Below are 17,791 nucleotides of genomic sequence, written 5' to 3' on the forward strand. Positions count from 1 at the left end.
CATGGACACAATTGAAATTTATACGGATGGTGCGTGCAAGGGTAACCCCGGTGTGGGCGGTTGGGGTGCGCTGCTGGTCGCAGGCAAGCATGAAAAAGAATTATTTGGCGGTGAGCAGGAAACGACTAATAACCGCATGGAACTGATGGCGGTGATACAGGCGCTGGGCGCTTTAAAACGCCCCTGCCATATCCGCCTGCATACCGATAGCCAGTATGTATTAAAAGGCATTACCGAATGGATCACGGGCTGGAAAGCCAAGGGCTGGCGTACCGCCTCTAAAGCGCCGGTCAAAAACGTGGACCTGTGGCAGAGTCTGGATGCCGCCCAGGGCACGCATCAGATTGAGTGGATCTGGGTTAAGGGGCATGCCGGTCATGCCGGTAACGAGCGGGCTGATGCGCTGGCTAATCGTGGTGTGGAAAGCGTGTTGCGTCCTGAATAGACGCATGCCGGGATCGTGTTAAAATTGTATTTATTAATTTGCATGTTCGGTGGGCCCAATCATGAATCTGAAAAATGTCCTCTTGCTGATCTTGATTGCTGCGCTTACTGCCTGCGGCAAGCATGATACAAAATTTCACCACGGAGATGGACTCATTTATCCCCCGATGCCGGGTAAGCTGAGCTTTAGTCTGGACACCATAGATAAGGGAAAAATTGATTGTGTGATCCAGCTGGCGGGCAGTCACAAAATCTTGGTCACACTCAAAAAGACTGAAACGGAAGCGATGCAAACGACGCCCGGCACACCGGCACCGCGGATACCGACGCAATATGTAGCGAGCGGTGTATGGGAGGTCAGGGGTGACAGCTTAGAGTTGACTCAGTTTAGCAAGGCGCTGAGTGCCTGCCACAGCGGTCCGGGTGATGATGGTGCGAATCTGACGACCTCATTTACGACAAAAACCAAGGGCTGATAGCTTGCTGCGCACTGATCATTGCAGTATCAGGATGCAGCACCAGGAAATACGCAAAAAAAATGCCGGACTGCTCCGGCATTTTTTTCATCGCTACCGCAATCGGCAGTTCATCCTTCTGAACAGCGTTTGCTGATATGAGCCAGTGCCTCTTCGACCTGATCGATCAGGATCAGACACAGATCGCCAGCTTGCAGACGTTCCAATGCGAGGTCGATCGCAACGAATTCACCCGTGATTTCATCCACGCGCGTGGTTTTCTTGGCCGTTTTGAGGCCGTCACGCAGCAAGGCAACAACTTCACCATCGGCGCGGCCACGCTGGCACTGATCCTGGTACAGAATCACATCTTCGAACGCATCGCCCAGGATTTCTGTCTGTTGACGGATATCCTGATCGCGACGGTCACCGGCACCGCTGATCACGACTGAGCGACGTTGTGCAGGCATGGTTTCCACCGCCTTGACCAGGGCCAGCATTGCATCCGGATTGTGGCCATAATCTGCAATCACCGTAGCGCCACGGAAATCAAACATATTGAAACGTCCGGGCGCATTGTCGTTTTCATTGGCAAAGCTCTTCAGGCCTGCGCGGATCACGTCAAAATCCATGTTGACTGCCCAGGCTGCGGCCACCGACGCCATGACGTTTTCGACCTGGAAGCCTATGCTGCCATTGCGTGTGATCGGGACTTCGGACAAAGGAATACTATGCTTCATTTTGCCTTCCGCCGCGATCAGATGACCGTTCTCGACATAGACTGCGCGTTTGCCCTGGGCGCGCTGCGCTGCCATCAGCGGGATTTGCGGGTCAGCTGCAAAGAAAATGACTGGAGCCGGACTATTTGCTGCCATGGACGCCACGATAGGATCCGCTGCATTTAATACCGCATAGCCATCATCTGCCACATTTTGTACGATCACACGTTTGAGTACCGCCAGATCTTCTACTGTCGTGATGTAATTCAGACCCAGATGGTCGCCGGAACCGATGTTGGTGACGACTGCGACCTGACAGTAGTCATACGCCAGACCTTCGCGCAGTATGCCACCCCTGGCGGTTTCAAAGACTGCAGCATCGACATCCGGATGCGACAAGACATTGCGCGCACTGCGCGGGCCGCTGCAATCGCCGCTGTCAATCTGACGGCCATTGACATACACGCCATCCGTATTAGTCATGCCGGTGCGCAGACCATTGGTCGTCATCAGATGGGCGATCAGTCGCACTGTCGTGGTTTTGCCATTGGTGCCAGTCACTGCGATGATAGGGATGCGGCCATCATTACCCGGTTCAAACATAGAGTCGACGATGGCTTCGCCGACTGCGCGTCCTTTACCGAATGAAGGGGATAAGTGCATGCGCAAACCTGGGGCTGCATTGACTTCTACGATGCCGCCATTGAGTGCTTCTATCGGTTTTAATACGCTGTCGCAGACCAGGTCGACGCCACAGATATCGAGGCCAACCATCTGTGCCGCTGCGATCGCACGTGCTGCGACTTCCGGATGCACGTCATCGGTCACATCGGTTGCGGCGCCACCGGTAGACAGATTAGCGTTGTTACGCAAAATAACGCGTTGTCCTTTAGGCGGTACCGATTCGGCGCTGTAGCCTTGTTTTGCCAGGCTGGCGAGTGCGATATCGTCGAAACGTATCTTGGTCAGTGAAGTCGAATGACCGCTGCCACGACGCGGATCTTTATTAACCTGTTCGACCAGCTCGCGCACGGTTTGTTTACCATCGCCGACGACTTGCGGCGGATCGCGTCTGGCCGCTGCCACCAGTTTGTTACCGATCACCAGTAAGCGGAAGTCATTGCCCGGCAAGAAGCGTTCGACCAGGATGTCATCGCGGAATTCGCTGGCCGCCAGATAGCCGGCATCCAGTTGTTCGCGCGTCGTAACATTGACGGTCACGCCTTTGCCCTGATTGCCGTCCTTAGGTTTAATCACGACCGGCAGACCGACTTCCAGTGCCGCAGCCCAGGCATCATCCGGGCTGGAGACTGCACGTCCCATCGGTACCGGGACACCGGCTGCGTGTAATAATTTTTTGGTGAGTTCTTTATCCTGAGCGATGGCTTCGGCGATAGCGCTGGTGCCGTCCATTTCAGCAGCCTGAATTTTGCGCTGGCGTGAACCCCAGCCGAATGCGACCAGGCTGCCATCGGTCAGGCGGCGGTAAGGAATATTACGTGCAATCGCGGCATTCACGATGGAGCCGGTGGACGGGCCCAGACGTACGTCTTCATCCAGCTCACGTAATTGCTCAAGTGCTGCAGCCAGATCAAAAGCGCTATTGTCGACCGCGGCCTGTATCAGTTTTTCTGCCAGTTCCAGTGCCAGACGACCGACTGCCTCTTCAGAATACTCAACCACGACCTGAAATACACCTTGTTCCAGTGTTTGGGTGGTGCGGCTGAAAGTGACCGGGCAACCGGCTTGCGCCTGCAAGCCTAATGCAGCGAGTTCAAACACATGCGCAATCGAAATGGCGTCGTTGTGACCGGTGGGCTGAAGTATGCTCAGTTCCGGGAATAAAGCACGCAGGCGGTCTTCAAATCCGGCCAGTTCTGCGATAGCGCATTCCGCTTCGCTACATTTAACGATGGCTTCAACGGCCGTATGGTGGCTCCAGAGATTGGGGCCGCGCAAGGCACGAATGCGTGATACTTCCATAAAAACTTAGTCCTGTCGAAAAGGGCAGAATTCAGGTCTCATTCATCATCCGTTCAACAAGGATTGCTTGATCCGGATCGTCCTGAGCCTGTAACAAAAATTAGTCTGCCGCAGTCTGGTATTTATAGCCACTGACGGCGGCAGGTGGATTAGGCAAAAATCAAAATGCTGCTTTGGTGCTGGTGTCAAAAGTGCGCAAACCTGCCGCGATCAGTTCCGGTGACACTTGCAGCGCCCAGGCGGCAGCGACGGCAGCCAGTACGCTCAGTGCTTTTTCTGCTTTTGCTGGCTTCAGGGCAGATACAGGCATCAGCTGGATTTCTTCCGCACCGGTCGCGAGGATGATTTGTCCGTCACGAATGAAGGCCACACGTTTACCTTGTTCGCGATGCGCAACGATGGCCGGAAGCTCTGCTGAACTGCCATAGAAAATCACATCGCCATCACACAATTCTGCCAGTTCCACCACAGCGGCTTCATCGGCATTTAAGACCGCGACGCCATCCGGTAACACCACATCGACCTGAGTGCGCATGATCTTATACATCTGGTCCTGCTCATGAATGTAGAACTCTCCGAGCTGTTCTGCGCCATCGAAATCCGTCACTACAGCGACGCTGCAACGGTCATAGGCCAGGCCATCGTTCAGGATAGCGCGCGCATTGGTCTCAAATACAGCGGCTTCAACCGAGCGGTTGATCAGCAGGCGTTCGCCCGCATTCCAGGTCGCGCAATTACCTTCGGTGACCAGGCGCTTATTCAGGAACAGGCCATCCTGACAGGCTACGCCAGTTTGCTCACCGTGCATATGCAGCAAGCCCGCGATCAGGCGCGAGATCAGGCTGGTGTGACGGCTGCCTGCGACACCGATGATGTCGATGCGACCAGATTCTTCTTCAGCGAACAAATGATCGATAATCGCTTTGCCGACTTCACGGCCTGGGCCATTGGCGGGCTTGATGTGAGCCAGTAAGCCAGGGCTGGCATTGACTTCGATAATCGCGCCGGTTTGTGCAGACAGTGGTTTGGAAATGTCTTCGACCACCAGATCCACACCGGCGATATCGAGACCGACGATGCGCGCTGCGAGGCAGGCGGTTTCTGCGATGTCGGGATGGATGTCATCTGTCACATCGAGGGCGACATTGCCGTTAATTTGAATTAATACCTTCTGCTGCAAGGCTGGTACCGAGGTGCTCGTCATGCCCTGGCGTTTCAACTCAAGAATTACTTCAGCAGATACTGCAGGGTCTATGATATTCAGCGGGAAATCTTCAGTGGTGCCGCGTCTTGGGTCGGTATTGATCTGGCTATCGACTAATTGCGCGACCGTAGACTGACCATCGCCACTAATCCACAACGTCTCGCCTTTACCGACCGCAACCACCTTATTGCCGACAATTAGCACCCGGTGTTCATCGCCGGTGATGAATTTTTCGACTATCACTGATTTACTGCCACCTTTGCGTACCGCCAGTTCATAAGCGGCGGTGACGTCAGCCAGTGTCATCAGATTCAGTGAGACGCCACGGCCATGATTGCCGTCGTAAGGTTTAATCACAACGGGCAGGCCGATATCCTGCGCCTCTTCCCATGCCTCTTCAGCGCTGCGTACAATGCAGCCTTCCGGAACCGGTACACCACAGGATTTGAGCAGGGTTTTGGTCAGATCTTTGTCGCTGGCGATGCTTTCTGCGATCGCGCTGGTGCGGTCGGTTTCTGCAGTCCAGATACGGCGCTGCGCAGCGCCATGGCCTAACTGCACCAGATTGCCATCGGTCAGGCGGATAGACGGAATGCGGCGCGCGGTCGCTGCATCGACGATGTTGGCGGTGCTTGGTCCCAGGCAACGTGCATCGACCAGATCGCGCAATTCTGTGAGTTGCGTTTCCAGATCGAAAGCTTGGTCATTAATGGCGGCCATCAGCAAGTCGCGGCCGATTGCGAGTGCACGGCGTCCGACCTGTTCTTCACGGGTACGGAAAGCCATTTTGTAGACGCCGATGACATTGGTGGAGCGGGTCTGGCCAAAGCCAGTGCGCATGCCAGCCAGATTTTGCAGTTCGAGTACGACGTGTTCCAGGATATGTCCGGACCAGGTGCCTTCGCGCAGACGCTCAAGGAAGCCACCGCGTTCACCAACGCCGCAGCGATGTTCCATCAGGCCAGGCAACCAGCTGGTCAAGCGCTCATAGAGTCCGGGCAGCAGGTTGGAGGGGGTGTCTTCAAGAGCACCGATGTCCAGCCAGGTTTCTATGACTGGGCGGTAGGTCCAGATATTCGGCCCGCGTAAGTGGTTGACGCGGAGAATGCTGATGTCTTTCTTCTTAGTTGTCATGTAAGTCATTTCTAGCCGATCCGGATAGATATCCAGATCCTGTCATAGGTAGAATCATTCTTCGCTTCTCAAGCGGATTCAGGCTAAACGATAGACATGGAATGTCAACCGATTCGCTTTCCTGTCGTTATCAGGCCACCGGCATGGATATATTCATCACAAAGCGGGAATGTGAGACGCGCTTGCTGATATACTTGCGCGCCAGCGCAACAGCTTGAATCCTCTTGATCAGTTTCGTCTGATTATTCTTCTTTCGATAGAATACCGTAAATTGCCGCCTCCGTGATATGGCTTATTGCCATTACGGAAGCAAGAAATCTGTTTTTTCAAAATTTTCAGTCCCGATTTCCCCGGGAATAGCGCATCTGCCGGAGTTTGCTTCACGATGACCACTTTATTACCTAGTTCCGAGCAATCCATTTTATCGCTGAGCGCCGAATGGCAATCTGCGCTCGCACAACAGATCGCCAAAGGCGAAAACGTACAGAGTGCGTTTGAGGTTGACCTCGATAACAAACTTCATTTTGTCAAAGGCCTCATCGTCGTGACCGATCAGGCTATTCTGAGCCAACCGGCCGGAGAGACAGAGTGGAAGCGCTGGGCATTTGAACCTGGCTTGCAATTAAAACACCACGACCATGCCGGTGTCGGCCATTTGCAATTAACGAATCAACAAGGTCTGTTGGCCAGCTGGCGTTTTACGCTGGGACAGAATCTGCATGCAATCCGTTTGCTGGATCATTTTAAAGAGCAGCTCGATAGCTTTGTGACTGGCCAGCCGGTGCAGCGTGCCGAGCAAAATACCTGCCCCAGCTGCAAGGCCGTGTTGGAAGCGGATCAGGAAGAATGTCCTGTCTGTACCAAGGTGATTTACACGCCGCCGTCTACCTGGACCTTGCTGCGCCTGTGGCGCTTTGCCCGTCCTTACCGTTTGCAGCTGTTTATCGGTTTCGCACTGATGTTGATGGGTACGGCAGCGCATATGATTCCGCGCTATCTGACCAAGCCACTCACGGATGAAGTGTTGATTCCGTTTCAGCATAAGGAATTTGTCGATCCTAAGCTGGTATTTTTATATATCGGCGGACTGTTGGGATCGGCTGTGATTGCCTGGCTTCTGAGTTGGGGCAAGACTTACATACTGGCTCTGGTCTCTGAGCGTATCGGCGCTGATTTGCGTACCACGACCTATGAACATTTGTTGAAATTATCGCTGGAATATTTTGGTGGTAAACGTACCGGCGATTTGATGTCGCGTATCGGTAGTGAGAGTGACCGTATCTGCGTCTATCTGTCGCTGCACTTACTTGATTTTATTACTGACGTTCTGATGTTCGTGATGACCGCGGTCGCGCTGTTGCAGATGAATACTAAGCTGGCGCTGGTGACTTTGCTGCCACTGCCATTTATCGCCTGGATGATTCATCTGGTGCGTGACAAACTGCGTACTGGTTTCGAGAAGATAGACCGGGTCTGGGGTGAAGTCACTAATGTGCTGGCCGATACCATACCAGGCATCCGCGTGGTGAAGGCCTTTGCACAGGAAACGCGTGAAGCGGGTCGTTTCCGCGAGGCGAATAAGCATAATCTGGCGGTGAATGACCGTCTGAACAAGGTCTGGTCGCTGTTTTCGCCTACCGTTTCTTTCCTGACTGATCTCGGTATTCTGGTGGTGTGGGCCTTTGGTATCTGGCAGGTCGCGCATGAAGAAATCACAGTCGGTGCGCTGGTCGCAGCAGTGGCTTTCATCAGTAACTTCTATGGCCGTATCGATTCCATGAGCCGTATCGTATCGGTGACCCAGAAATCGGCATCGGCGGCCAAGCGTATTTTTGACATCCTGGATCATGTGTCCAGCGTACCTGATCCTCAGCATCCGGTGAAAGTACAAGAAGTTCAGGGCAAAATCGAATTACGTGAAGTCGGCTTCCGCTATGGTAACCGCGCTGTGAATCGCGGCATTAACCTGACCATAAAACCAGGTGAAATGATAGGCCTGGTGGGGCATAGTGGTTCCGGCAAAAGTACTTTGGTCAATCTGATCTGCCGTTTTTACGATGTGTCAGAAGGCGCGATTCTGCTCGATGGTAAAGATATACGCTCGTATGCGGTGTCGGATTACCGCAGCCAGATCGGTCTGGTATTGCAAGAGCCTTTCCTGTTTTTCGGCACCATTGCTGACAATATCGCTTATGGCAAACCACATGCGACCCGTGAAGAAATCATCGCAGCAGCGAGAGCTGCCCATGCGCATGAATTCATTTTGCGTCTGCCGCAAGGCTATGATTCTATGGTGGGTGAGCGTGGTCAGGGCTTGTCCGGCGGTGAGCGTCAGCGTATTTCGATCGCGCGTGCCTTGCTGATCGACCCTAAGATTTTGATCATGGATGAAGCGACTTCTTCCGTCGATTCACAGACGGAAAAAGAAATTCAGAAGGCACTGGACAACCTGGTGCAGGGCCGAACCACCATCGCGATCGCCCATCGTTTGTCTACCTTGCATAAGGCCGACCGTCTGGTGGTACTGGATCGTGGCCAGGTAGTTGAAGTCGGCGGACATGATGAATTGATGGCGAAGCAGGGTGCGTATTTTGATTTGTACACCGCCCAGGCCAGAAACGCGCAATTAGCAGGAGATGAATAAGATGGCGACTACGCAATTCAATTTACACAGAAATCCGTTTGCGCAGTTAATTCTGACCAATCAGGCTGGCGAAGTGTTTGAAGGTGTCAGCCCGGTGCGTGCCTTTCCTATTCAGTCTCCAGCCGGATGTATTTCTCTGGTTACGACAGATGGACGTGAAGTGGCCTGGATAGACAGTCTGGAAGACTTGGCTGACGGCGTACGTCAACTGGTGTTGGAAGAACTGAGCGGGCGCGAGTTTATGCCGGAAATTCAGGCGATTACCGGTGTCAGCAGTTTTGCTGTGCCTTGTACCTGGACCGTCAGCACAGATCGCGGCATGACTGCCTTTGTCCTCAAAGGTGACGAAGATATCCGTCGCATCGGTCAGGCTTCCTTGCTGATTACGGATAATCACGGTATTCAGTTTCTGATCCGCGACATGTTTACTATAGATAAGCACAGCCGGAAAATTCTGGACCGTTTCCTGTAAGCGCTGTCTTCTCAGCTGTGTATGTCTGATGCGCCCTGATCATTCGGGGCGTTTTTTTTACTTTCGCGGAAATACAAATTACTGATTCTGGTTTCGCCGGGCAAAGTCAGTACTTCCTGCAGGCTGAAACCCAGTAAATTCAGCAAACGGTTCGAGCGTTCATTGTCCGGATCTGTAATAGCCGCCAGCCGCACCAGATGCAAATCCTGTTCAGCATGCTGCACAACTGCCTGCGCCGCTTCCAGTGCATAGCCCTGGCCGGTGTAGCGCGGCAGGAAAGCATAGCCGAGGTCTATGCAAGGCAGGCTATCCCGTTTGATCAAACCACAAATTCCCATCGCAATACCTTGCCCGCGGTCACAGACCACATAAAAGCTGTAACCAAATTGTTGCTGACTGGCAATCGGCCGGGTTTGTATCCAATCCATCGCCTGCTCAGACGTTTTGACACCACGGTCACCGATAAAGCGCAACCATGAGGGATCATTGAGTAATTCCAGCACGAAATCTGCATCGTCGATGTTGAAGACTCGCAACACTAATCGTTGAGTTTGTATGGGTAGCATGCTCTTCCCTAAGTCCTTATCCAGATTCGTTTTCAGGCTGGTAACAAAAGTTTCCATGCCGATTATGCTCTCGAATGAAATGATAATCGAATAACAAATTATTTTTTTAAATTAAATTTCCTTTGGGCACATGCCTTGATGCGGCGTAAGATGAAAACATGAAATGAATTTTATGCAGAAGAAGCGTTTGTTGCGGTCAGCCTTCATATCAGCCAACCCGGGAGAGCACAATGAATGTCAAGTCGTTAAAAAGCAGGTTGATTTTTGCGATTGCCAGTCTGATCACGATCTGTACCGTGATACTGACGATAGGCAGTTACATCCGCATGAAATCGCAGATAGAAGCAGGACTGGCGAATGAAGTCCGTGGTGTGGCTGCCGGATATGACGCCATTCTGGGTAACTGGATACAGGTCAATACCTCCATGGTGGCAAGTCTGGCAAACGCGGTGGGCAATGGTGCAGATCTGACCACCAGCCTGACAATGACGCGCACCGGTGGCAGCTTTCTGAGTGTGTATCTGGGGACACCAGACAAAACCTTTACCAATAATCCACCTAATCCACCGCCTGCAGGCTATGACCCGACTGTACGACCTTGGTATAAAGCAGCGATGGAGGCCAAAAAGCCCATCGTGACTTCGGCCTATATGGGCGTGAACCCACCAGGCTTGATGATTTCGTTTGCAGCGCCGGTTAAAGGCGGCGAAGCGGGAGTGGTGGCAGCGGATGTGTTTCTGACTAAAATTGTTGAGCAGATTTTGAATATTAAGCTGGCTGGCGATGGCTATGCCTTCCTGCTCGACAAATCGGGGCAAGTACTGGCTCATGCAGACCAGGCTAAGGTGTTGAAGCCCGCAAAGGAAATTGCCGCTGAACTGGCGCTGGAAAATTTGTCCAGTTTGTCTGGAAAAAAAGAACTGGTGCAAAGCACCGTGGCCGGTAAGAGCAGTTTTATTTATCTGCAGCAGATCAATGGCTCGGATATGTATCTGGCACTGGTAGTAGATAAACAAAAAGCGCTCGCTTCGCTGGATCAGCTGGTGATGATTTCTGTGGTCGTGCTGCTGGTTTTGCTGGCTATTGTTTTACCTGTCACTACCTGGCTGGTCGGTCACATGCTATCAGGCTTGCAGCGTGTGCGCGATGCGATGCTCGCGATTGCAGCCGGTGGCGGCGACCTGACCCGCAAGATTGATGTGGAAGGTGAAGACGAAGTGGCGCAGACCGCAGATGCATTCAATAATTTTATGGATCAGTTGCGCGTAATGGTGGTCGATGTGCGCAAAGCGACCGATTCGATTACGGTAGGCGCAACTGAAATCGCAACCGGTAATATGGATTTGTCAGGGCGCACCGAGCAGCAGGCTTCTTCACTGGAGCAAACCGCTGCCAGTATGGAAGAGCTGACGGAGGCGGTGCGTAACAATGCGGAAAATGCACGCGAAGCCAATCGTATGGCGGTCAATGCATCGGATGTCGCGACCCAAGGTGGTGAGGTAGTCAACAAAGTGGTGACGACCATGCAGGGTATATCGGACAGCTCGCGCAAGATTGTTGACATCATCAGTGTCATCGAGGGTATTGCATTTCAGACCAATATTCTGGCCTTGAATGCAGCCGTTGAAGCAGCGCGTGCGGGTGAGCAGGGACGCGGCTTTGCGGTGGTGGCAAGCGAAGTCCGTACGCTGGCGCAGCGCAGTGCGGCAGCGGCACAGGAAATCAAGAGCCTGATTGAAGACTCTGTGTCTAAAGTTAACGAGGGTTCAGAACTGGTCGACAAAGCTGGTGCTTCGATGACGCGTATCGTATCTGCAGTCGATCAGGTGGCTGCAATCATTAATGAAATTACTTCCGCGTCGGCAGAGCAAAGCGACGGTATTCAGCAAGTGAATCAGGCGTTGGCGCACATGGATGAGGCGACTCAACAGAATGCGGCGCTGGTTGAACAGGCCGCTGCTGCAGCCGGTTCACTGGAAGAGCAGGCCAACTTACTGAAAACGGCGATGTCTGCCTTCCGCATGGAACACAACGCACCAGCCACGCGCGTGAGTGCGGCAGGCGGTGCGCGCTCAACACGTCATGCCAGTCTGGGGTATGACGCCTGAGTGAGTAGTAACAAGTCTTAGGACAGGGTGGCAATCACCGGCGCATGATCCGATGGTTGCTCCCATTTTCTGGGAACCCGGTCTATCACGCAGGCTGTACAACGTTCTGCCAGGGGCTTACTCAACAGGATGTGATCTATCCTGACTCCCTTGTTCAGGCGGAAGCCCAGTGCGCGGTAATCCCACCAGCTGAATAATTTATCTGCCTGCTCAAACTGTCGGAAGCTGTCGCTCAGACCCAGCTGTAGCAACTGCTGGAAGGCAGCACGCTCTTCCGGCGAGACCAGATTCATGCCTACCCAGGCGGCCGGATCATGCACATCGCGGTCGTCCGGTGCGATGTTGTAATCGCCGAGTAAAGCCAGTTCAGGATATTGCTGCATTTGTGCGCCGAGCCAGTTGTGGAGTGCTGTCAGCCACTTCAGTTTGTACTGAAATTTATCGGAATCCGGCGCCTGTCCGTTTGGAATATAGGCACAGATAATCCGCATACCCTGTATGGTCGCGGCGATGATTCTTTGCTGTTCATCCTCAAACAAGGGATTGTTTTTCTGGATGTCAGTCATGGGATGACGCGACAGGATCGCGACTCCGTTATAGGTTTTCTGACCTGTGTAGGCGACGTGATAGCCGGCCGCCTCAATCTCCGCTTGCGGAAATTTATCGTCGGTCAGCTTGGTCTCCTGTATGCACAGAATGTCGACCGGATTGGTTTCCAGCCAGCTCAATACCTGCGGCAGACGTACCTTCAGGGAATTGACGTTCCAGGTGCTCATTTGCATAGTGCTACCTCAAAAAAAGAAAAGCCGTGCTCCAGGTGGAATGGAGCACGGCCTGATTTAACTGCCCAAGACTGCAGGCGCAGAGTCAGCCAGCTGACTCCGTCCTGATCAGCCTGCGCGGTTGATCAGGAAAGTTGTCAGCATCGGTACCGGACGGCCGGTGGAACCTTTTGCTGCACCGGATTTCCAGGCTGTGCCAGCGATATCCAGATGCGCCCAGGTGTATTTCTTAGTGAAACGCTCCAGGAAGCAGGCTGCAGTAATGCTGCCGCCTGCCGGGCCGCCAATATTGGCCATGTCAGCAAAATTCGATTTCAGTTGCTCGTTATAAGCTTCTTCTATCGGCATGCGCCATGCGGTATCACCGCTTTGCTTACCGGCAGCCAGCAATTCATTGGCCAATGCATCATGGGCTGCATCGTGACGTGTGAACAAACCGGTATTGTGATGACCCAGCGAAGTCACGCAGGCACCGGTCAGGGTAGCAACGTCGATGACTGCTGCCGGATTGAAGCGCTCAGTATAGGTCAGTGCGTCACACAGGATCAGACGGCCTTCTGCATCGGTATTCAGGATTTCTATCGTCTGGCCAGACATCGAAGTCACGATGTCGCCCGGACGGGTTGCTGTACCGGATGGCATGTTTTCGCAGGTAGGGATGACTGCATAGACATTCAGCTTGAGTTTCATTTCGCCGATGGCACGCATGGTACCCAGCACAGAAGCGGCGCCGCCCATATCGTACTTCATCTCATCCATACCAGCACCCGGTTTCAGGGAAATACCGCCGGAATCGAAAGTGATGCCTTTACCGACCAGTACTACCGGCGCATCTTTCGCTTTGCCGCCGCTATGCTTGAGGACGATGAACTTCGGAGGTTCGACAGTGCCATTGGTTACGGACAGGAAGCTGCCCATTTTGAGTGCCTGTATCTGTTTGCGATCCAGTACTTCAGCGACCATCTTGTAGTCAGTCGCGATTTGTTTTGCAGTATTGGCCAGATAAGTCGGTGTGCAAACATTCGGTGGCAGATTGCCCAGTTCTTTGGTCAGATCGACGCCATTCGCCAGCGCGATGCTTTGCGCCAGTGCGGATTTGGCTACAGTCGCTTCAGCAGCGGCAACAGCAAATGCCACTTTTTTTACGCCTGCAGTGCTCGTGTCTTTTTTGCTCTTCAGGCCATCAGCACGGAAGATGCTGTCGCGGAAGGCCAACACGCCTGCATTCAGGGACCAGTTGACAGTGCGTTCTTTGACGCCAGGCAGAGCAATAACTGCGTCATTTGCGCCTAAACCTGCTAAAGTGCGGGCTGCTGCGGCAACGGCGGACTGATAGGCTTTTTCAGTCACAAGTTCGGAAGCTTCACCCAGACCTACCAGTAACACGCGCTCAGCGGCGATGTCGCTGATATTACGTAACAACAGGGAGGAGCCGGCTTTGCCGGTGATATCGCCGGATTTCAGCGCTGCAGCAATGGCGCCGGACGCATCCAGTGCAGTAGCAGCGACCGACAATTTTTTATTTTCGAATACACCAACAACGATACAAGCGGTTTTGATCGCCTTGTGGGCAGTTGAGGCACTTTTTGCGTCGATTGATTTTATGCTAAAGTCCACGTATTACTCCTCTTGGTAAGTCTCGTAAAACAGACATTATAATCCTTCTCATGATTTTTCAACGCGCGCTTCGACGTGAATTGCTGAGTGCAGCTGGCGCAGTCCTTGCAACCCTCTTTGTTATTACTGTTACCTGGATGCTGATCCGCGTGCTGGAGCAGGCTGCCGGCGGCAGAGTTGCTTCTGCTGATGTGCTGGCACTGATAGGCTTTATGTCCTTGATGTACCTGCCGATTTTACTCATCCTGACCGGATTCATTGCTGTGCTGCTGGTGGTCACCCGCAGCTATCAGGAATCGGAAATGGTGGTCTGGTTTGCTTCAGGTCTGAGTCTGACACAGTGGATCAGTCCTGTCATTAAGTTCGGTTTTCCTATCGTCGCTCTGACTGCGTTTCTGAGTTTTTTTGCCAGCCCTTGGGCCAACCGTCAAAGTGTGGAATTTGAAGAACGCTTTCAAAAGCGTTCTGATATTGCTAAGGTTTCACCCGGTAAGTTTCAGGAATCTTCTGCTTCTGATCGTATTTTCTTTGTTGAGGAAGTCGCAGGCGATCTGAGTAAAGTGCAGAATATCTTCATCAACACCGTTAAGGATGGGCGTTCCAGTGTGGTGGTGGCGAAAGAAGGCAAGATAGAGATTGATAAATACGGGGACAAGTTTTTGGTCATGGACAGGGGGCGCCGTTACGATGGCCTGCCGACCGCACCGGATTTTCAAATGATGCAATTTGAACGTTATGGCGTATTGGTGTCCAGTCAGTCGAATGCCCTGAACAGCGATAACTCCGCCAAGTCCATGCCCTTATCCGAATTATTGATTCAGCCAGATCCTCATAAACAGGCTGAGCTGCTGTGGCGTATCTCGCTGCCTGTGATGGCGGCGGTGTTGATGCTGCTTGCGATTCCCTTGGGTTTCGTCAATCCACGCGTCGGGCGCTCAGCCAATCTGATTGTCGCCTTGCTGGCCACAGTGTTTTATCTGACGATGGTGAATATTTCTCAATCTCTGGTATTGCAGGGGCGTGCCGCCTTTGCCTTGGGCTGGTGGCCGGTACATGCTTCGGTCGCGGTCCTGGTCTGGCTGCTGTTCGTATGGCGATTAAAAATTAACAGCCGTTGGCATCCGGCCGGTATCTGGTCACGCTGCAAGTCTGGCGCAACACGCAAAGCGAGTGCAGCATGAAGATTTTACAAAAGTATTTTGGAGCCGAGATTATCCGTGCCGTGGCGTTTGTCATGCTGGCTTTGCTGGCGCTGTTCTCTTTCTTTGATTTGATGAAGGAATTGCAGTCGGTGAATAGCGGCAGTTATCGTCTGTTGAACGCCGTGTTTTATGTATTGATGGGCTTGCCCGGCTACGTCTATGAGTTCATGCCGATTGCGGTACTGATAGGCACTATTTACGTACTGGCGCAGTTTGCGTCTAATTCGGAATTTACCATTATGCGCTCTGCCAGTATGTCGACTGTTACGGCGCTGACAATGTTAATGAAGGTAGGCCTGATCTTTGTCGCGCTGACCTTTTTGTTTGGAGAAGTCATCGCACCAGCCAGTACCAAATTCGCTGAAAGTATGAAACTCAAAGCACTGGGCGCATCGCAAAAGAAGGAGTTCCGCACCGGTCTCTGGACTAAAGACCTGATACGTGAAAACGGGCTCAGCGGTGAGATTACAGGATCACGTTTTCTGAATGTGAAAGAGATCACGCCCACGCGCCAGCTTAAGGATGTGCGGGTCTATGAATTCGATAAAGAATTCCGCCTGAGTCGTGAGGTCACTGCAGTGACCGCGGACTATATTGGAAAAAATACCTGGCGTCTGACCGATGTGGCTGAAACTTCATTTCCGGTCACTTTATCGAGTGAAGACATTAACAAGGTGAAAACGGCACGCTATCCAAGCCGGGATGTGGTCTCAGAAGTCACGCCGGAAATACTGACGGTATTGTTCGCTGATCCGGATCGTATGTCTGCCGTTGATCTGGCTGCTTATACCCGCCATCTGGTTGATAATAAACAGGATAGCGAGCGCTATGAAATCGCATTCTGGAAAAAAGTGACTTATCCGCTGGCCATCCTGGTCATGATGGCGCTGGCTTTGCCTTTCGCTTATCTGCACGTGCGCAGTGGCGGTGTGAGCTTTAAAATTTTCAGCGGCATCATGATAGGCATGGTGTTTTATCTCATCAACAGCCTGTTTTCCCACATCGGTTTACTCAATACCTGGCCGCCGTATGTGACAGCATTGGTGCCCAGTGTCTTGTTTATGGGCCTGGCCTTGGCGGGTTTACGTTACGTAGAAAGACATTAATGAAAGCAATCGTATTATTTGCGCATGGCGCACGGGATCCAAGATGGGCCGCACCATTTGAGCGTTTGCAGAAATTGACTCAGGACGCCTTGCCCGAGGTTGCCGTCAGACTGTCGTTTCTGGAGTTTATGTCACCGGCTTTGCCGGAACTGGTGGCAGATCTGGCGCAGCAGGGTTGTGAGCAGATTTCTGTGGTACCGGTTTTTCTGGGACAAGGCGGCCATGTGTTGCGTGATCTGCCGGTGATGCTGGACAGTTTGCGTATAGATTATCCGGCTATCCAGTTCCGCCATTCGACAGCAGTCGGTGAAGATGCTGCGGTGTTAATGGCGATACGTGATTATTGCGTGACCCAGATTTAAGCCATGCCATGCGTGGTCTGGCTGTATCGCTGTATCAATGCTAAGCATCCATACGATTTGCTACGCATAAAACATACATAAAACATACATAGGCCACGCATACAGCCTAATTTCTCTTTTCCCCTTTTCTTCTCCTTAAATCATTGCTTTAATGCAGCATAGGTAGCATGTGCAGGATAGAGATGACCATGCTGTACAGCAGTCATCTACGCATTATCTTTCGTCAACCCAGACTGGGGGAGAGTCGCTGATGCCAGGAAAAAAACTGCTGGTGGGTTGGTGCTTGCTTGCATTGACGCCAGCCCGGGCTGCCGAAATCATCGTGGTCGGCACCGAGTTTTCGCATGTTTTTGAGCAGGATAAAGAGGGAAAATTCGATGGCTTGGCGGTCGCCACGCTGAACGAACTCGCCAGAAAAAACGGTGATCAGCTCAGCTTTGCACTCTACCCCTGGAGTCGCGCGCAGTGGATGGTGGAAACCGGCCAAGCTCATATCCTGATAGGTCCCTACAAAACACCTGAGCGTGAAGCGAAGTTTTTGTTTTCCAGACGGGCTTTTTATCGCGACTATATGCTGTTCTATGTCAGGGCTGGCGATGGGCTGAGCTGGGATGGCAACTTACAGAATCTGATCGGCAAAAAAATCGGCGTCATTAATGGCTGGGTGTACACCCCTCAGTTTGAGCAAATGCGCAGCCGCTTACAACCGGTGGTCGCCAATACCTTAGCGAATGGCCTCAATATGTTGCAAGCCCAGCGTATAGACTGGCTGGCTGCTAACTTGCGCAATGCCGATGGTGTGATGAAGCGTTTGAATCCAGAGGCAAAATTGGTCGCGGTCGAGCCGCCTATTGGTATCCAGGATGGTTATTTTGCTTATTGTCAGCAATGCGATGCGCTGCGTCAGAAATATGATGCGGCATTTGAACAACTGCTGCAAAGCCCTTTATGGCAACAGTTGGCGGCGCGTTATGCGGTAAGGGTGCCCTGAGC

14 protein-coding genes are annotated in these 17,791 nt (G+C 52.5%); 9 read left to right on the top strand and 5 right to left on the bottom strand.

The genetic code is table 11. The annotated features are described in order from the left end of the window. Window position 1 precedes the first annotated feature (1 nt). The gene (rnhA, locus tag H8K43_RS07135) at window positions 2–445 is read left to right on the top strand and encodes a ribonuclease HI (protein WP_186903187.1); all 444 of its coding nucleotides are present in this window, start codon (window positions 2–4) and stop codon (window positions 443–445) included. 61 nt (window positions 446–506) lie between these two features. Beyond that, entirely contained in the window at window positions 507–920 is a 414-nt protein-coding gene (locus H8K43_RS07140) for a hypothetical protein (protein ID WP_186903188.1), read from the top strand. Between the two features lie 110 nt (window positions 921–1,030). Here H8K43_RS07140 and cphA read toward each other — a convergent pair whose 3' ends face one another. Then, window positions 1,031–3,601, bottom strand: coding sequence for a cyanophycin synthetase (gene cphA, locus H8K43_RS07145; protein WP_186903189.1), 2,571 nt, complete (start codon window positions 3,599–3,601; stop codon window positions 1,031–1,033). Between the two features lie 160 nt (window positions 3,602–3,761). Then, a complete protein-coding gene (locus tag H8K43_RS07150; protein ID WP_186903372.1) occupies window positions 3,762–5,939 on the bottom strand; it encodes a cyanophycin synthetase in 2,178 nt (725 codons plus the stop codon). Window positions 5,940–6,324: 385 nt separating this feature from the next. On the opposite strand from H8K43_RS07150, the gene H8K43_RS07155 reads away from it, so the two are divergent. Together H8K43_RS07155 and H8K43_RS07160 are read left to right on the top strand one after the other, a co-directional pair. Continuing rightward, window positions 6,325–8,583: a cyanophycin metabolism-associated ABC transporter gene (locus H8K43_RS07155; RefSeq protein ID WP_186903190.1), complete on the top strand. Its 2,259-nt coding sequence runs from the start codon at window positions 6,325–6,327 to the stop codon at window positions 8,581–8,583. A gap of 1 nt (window position 8,584) precedes the next feature. Continuing rightward, complete coding sequence (locus H8K43_RS07160) at window positions 8,585–9,055, top strand: cyanophycin metabolism-associated DUF1854 family protein (protein WP_186903191.1); 471 nt, start codon at window positions 8,585–8,587, stop codon at window positions 9,053–9,055. Between the two features lie 11 nt (window positions 9,056–9,066). On the opposite strand, the gene H8K43_RS07165 is transcribed toward H8K43_RS07160, so the two are convergent. Continuing rightward, window positions 9,067–9,678, bottom strand: coding sequence for a GNAT family N-acetyltransferase (locus H8K43_RS07165; protein WP_186903192.1), 612 nt, complete (start codon window positions 9,676–9,678; stop codon window positions 9,067–9,069). A 173-nt stretch (window positions 9,679–9,851) separates the two neighbouring features. Here H8K43_RS07165 and H8K43_RS19160 point away from each other — a divergent pair, with 173 nt between their 5' ends. Next, window positions 9,852–11,729 (top strand): methyl-accepting chemotaxis protein, encoded by a 1,878-nt coding sequence (locus H8K43_RS19160; RefSeq protein ID WP_186903193.1) that lies wholly within the window; start codon window positions 9,852–9,854, stop codon window positions 11,727–11,729. Between the two features lie 17 nt (window positions 11,730–11,746). On the opposite strand, the gene xth is transcribed toward H8K43_RS19160, so the two are convergent. Both xth and H8K43_RS07180 read right to left on the bottom strand, forming a co-directional pair. Beyond that, a complete protein-coding gene (gene xth, locus H8K43_RS07175) occupies window positions 11,747–12,511 on the bottom strand; it encodes an exodeoxyribonuclease III (RefSeq protein WP_186903194.1) in 765 nt (254 codons plus the stop codon). A gap of 108 nt (window positions 12,512–12,619) precedes the next feature. After that, the gene (locus tag H8K43_RS07180) at window positions 12,620–14,128 is read right to left on the bottom strand and encodes a leucyl aminopeptidase (protein ID WP_186903195.1); all 1,509 of its coding nucleotides are present in this window, start codon (window positions 14,126–14,128) and stop codon (window positions 12,620–12,622) included. Window positions 14,129–14,178: 50 nt separating this feature from the next. Here H8K43_RS07180 and lptF point away from each other — a divergent pair, with 50 nt between their 5' ends. The 4 genes from lptF (at window position 14,179) to H8K43_RS07200 (ending at window position 17,789) form a co-directional block, all read left to right on the top strand. Then, window positions 14,179–15,309, top strand: coding sequence for an LPS export ABC transporter permease LptF (lptF, locus tag H8K43_RS07185; protein WP_186903196.1), 1,131 nt, complete (start codon window positions 14,179–14,181; stop codon window positions 15,307–15,309). Further along, window positions 15,306–16,436 carry an LPS export ABC transporter permease LptG gene (gene lptG / locus H8K43_RS07190; RefSeq protein WP_186903197.1) on the top strand — a complete coding sequence of 377 codons (1,131 nt, stop codon included), beginning with the start codon at window positions 15,306–15,308 and terminating at the stop codon, window positions 16,434–16,436. Before lptF ends, lptG begins: the two co-directional genes overlap by 4 nt. Beyond that, window positions 16,436–16,798, top strand: a complete 363-nt coding sequence (locus tag H8K43_RS07195; protein ID WP_186903198.1) for a sirohydrochlorin chelatase — start codon at window positions 16,436–16,438, stop codon at window positions 16,796–16,798. The genes lptG and H8K43_RS07195 overlap by 1 nt, the downstream gene beginning before the upstream one ends. 250 nt (window positions 16,799–17,048) lie before the next feature. Next, window positions 17,049–17,789, top strand: a complete 741-nt coding sequence (locus H8K43_RS07200; RefSeq protein ID WP_186903199.1) for a substrate-binding periplasmic protein — start codon at window positions 17,049–17,051, stop codon at window positions 17,787–17,789. The last annotated feature ends 2 nt before the right edge of the window (window positions 17,790–17,791 follow it).

The sequence above is a fragment of the Cognatundibacterium curvum genome (assembly GCF_014284235.1).
Taxonomy (GTDB): domain Bacteria; phylum Pseudomonadota; class Gammaproteobacteria; order Burkholderiales; family Burkholderiaceae_D; genus Undibacterium; species Undibacterium curvum.

Bases quoted from the DNA above. Each gene is read 5' to 3' on its own strand.
- H8K43_RS19160 (WP_186903193.1), top strand. From the start codon at position 9,852: ATGAATGTCAAGTCGTTAAAAAGCAGGTTGATTTTTGCGATTGCCAGT.
- H8K43_RS07165 (WP_186903192.1), bottom strand. From the start codon at position 9,678: ATGGAAACTTTTGTTACCAGCCTGAAAACGAATCTGGATAAGGACTTA.
- H8K43_RS07140 (WP_186903188.1), top strand. From the start codon at position 507: ATGAATCTGAAAAATGTCCTCTTGCTGATCTTGATTGCTGCGCTTACT.
- H8K43_RS07150 (WP_186903372.1), bottom strand. From the start codon at position 5,939: ATGACAACTAAGAAGAAAGACATCAGCATTCTCCGCGTCAACCACTTA.
- rnhA (WP_186903187.1), top strand. From the start codon at position 2: ATGGACACAATTGAAATTTATACGGATGGTGCGTGCAAGGGTAACCCC.
- lptG (WP_186903197.1), top strand. From the start codon at position 15,306: ATGAAGATTTTACAAAAGTATTTTGGAGCCGAGATTATCCGTGCCGTG.
- H8K43_RS07155 (WP_186903190.1), top strand. From the start codon at position 6,325: ATGACCACTTTATTACCTAGTTCCGAGCAATCCATTTTATCGCTGAGC.
- cphA (WP_186903189.1), bottom strand. From the start codon at position 3,601: ATGGAAGTATCACGCATTCGTGCCTTGCGCGGCCCCAATCTCTGGAGC.
- lptF (WP_186903196.1), top strand. From the start codon at position 14,179: ATGATTTTTCAACGCGCGCTTCGACGTGAATTGCTGAGTGCAGCTGGC.
- H8K43_RS07195 (WP_186903198.1), top strand. From the start codon at position 16,436: ATGAAAGCAATCGTATTATTTGCGCATGGCGCACGGGATCCAAGATGG.
- xth (WP_186903194.1), bottom strand. From the start codon at position 12,511: ATGCAAATGAGCACCTGGAACGTCAATTCCCTGAAGGTACGTCTGCCG.
- H8K43_RS07160 (WP_186903191.1), top strand. From the start codon at position 8,585: ATGGCGACTACGCAATTCAATTTACACAGAAATCCGTTTGCGCAGTTA.
- H8K43_RS07200 (WP_186903199.1), top strand. From the start codon at position 17,049: ATGCCAGGAAAAAAACTGCTGGTGGGTTGGTGCTTGCTTGCATTGACG.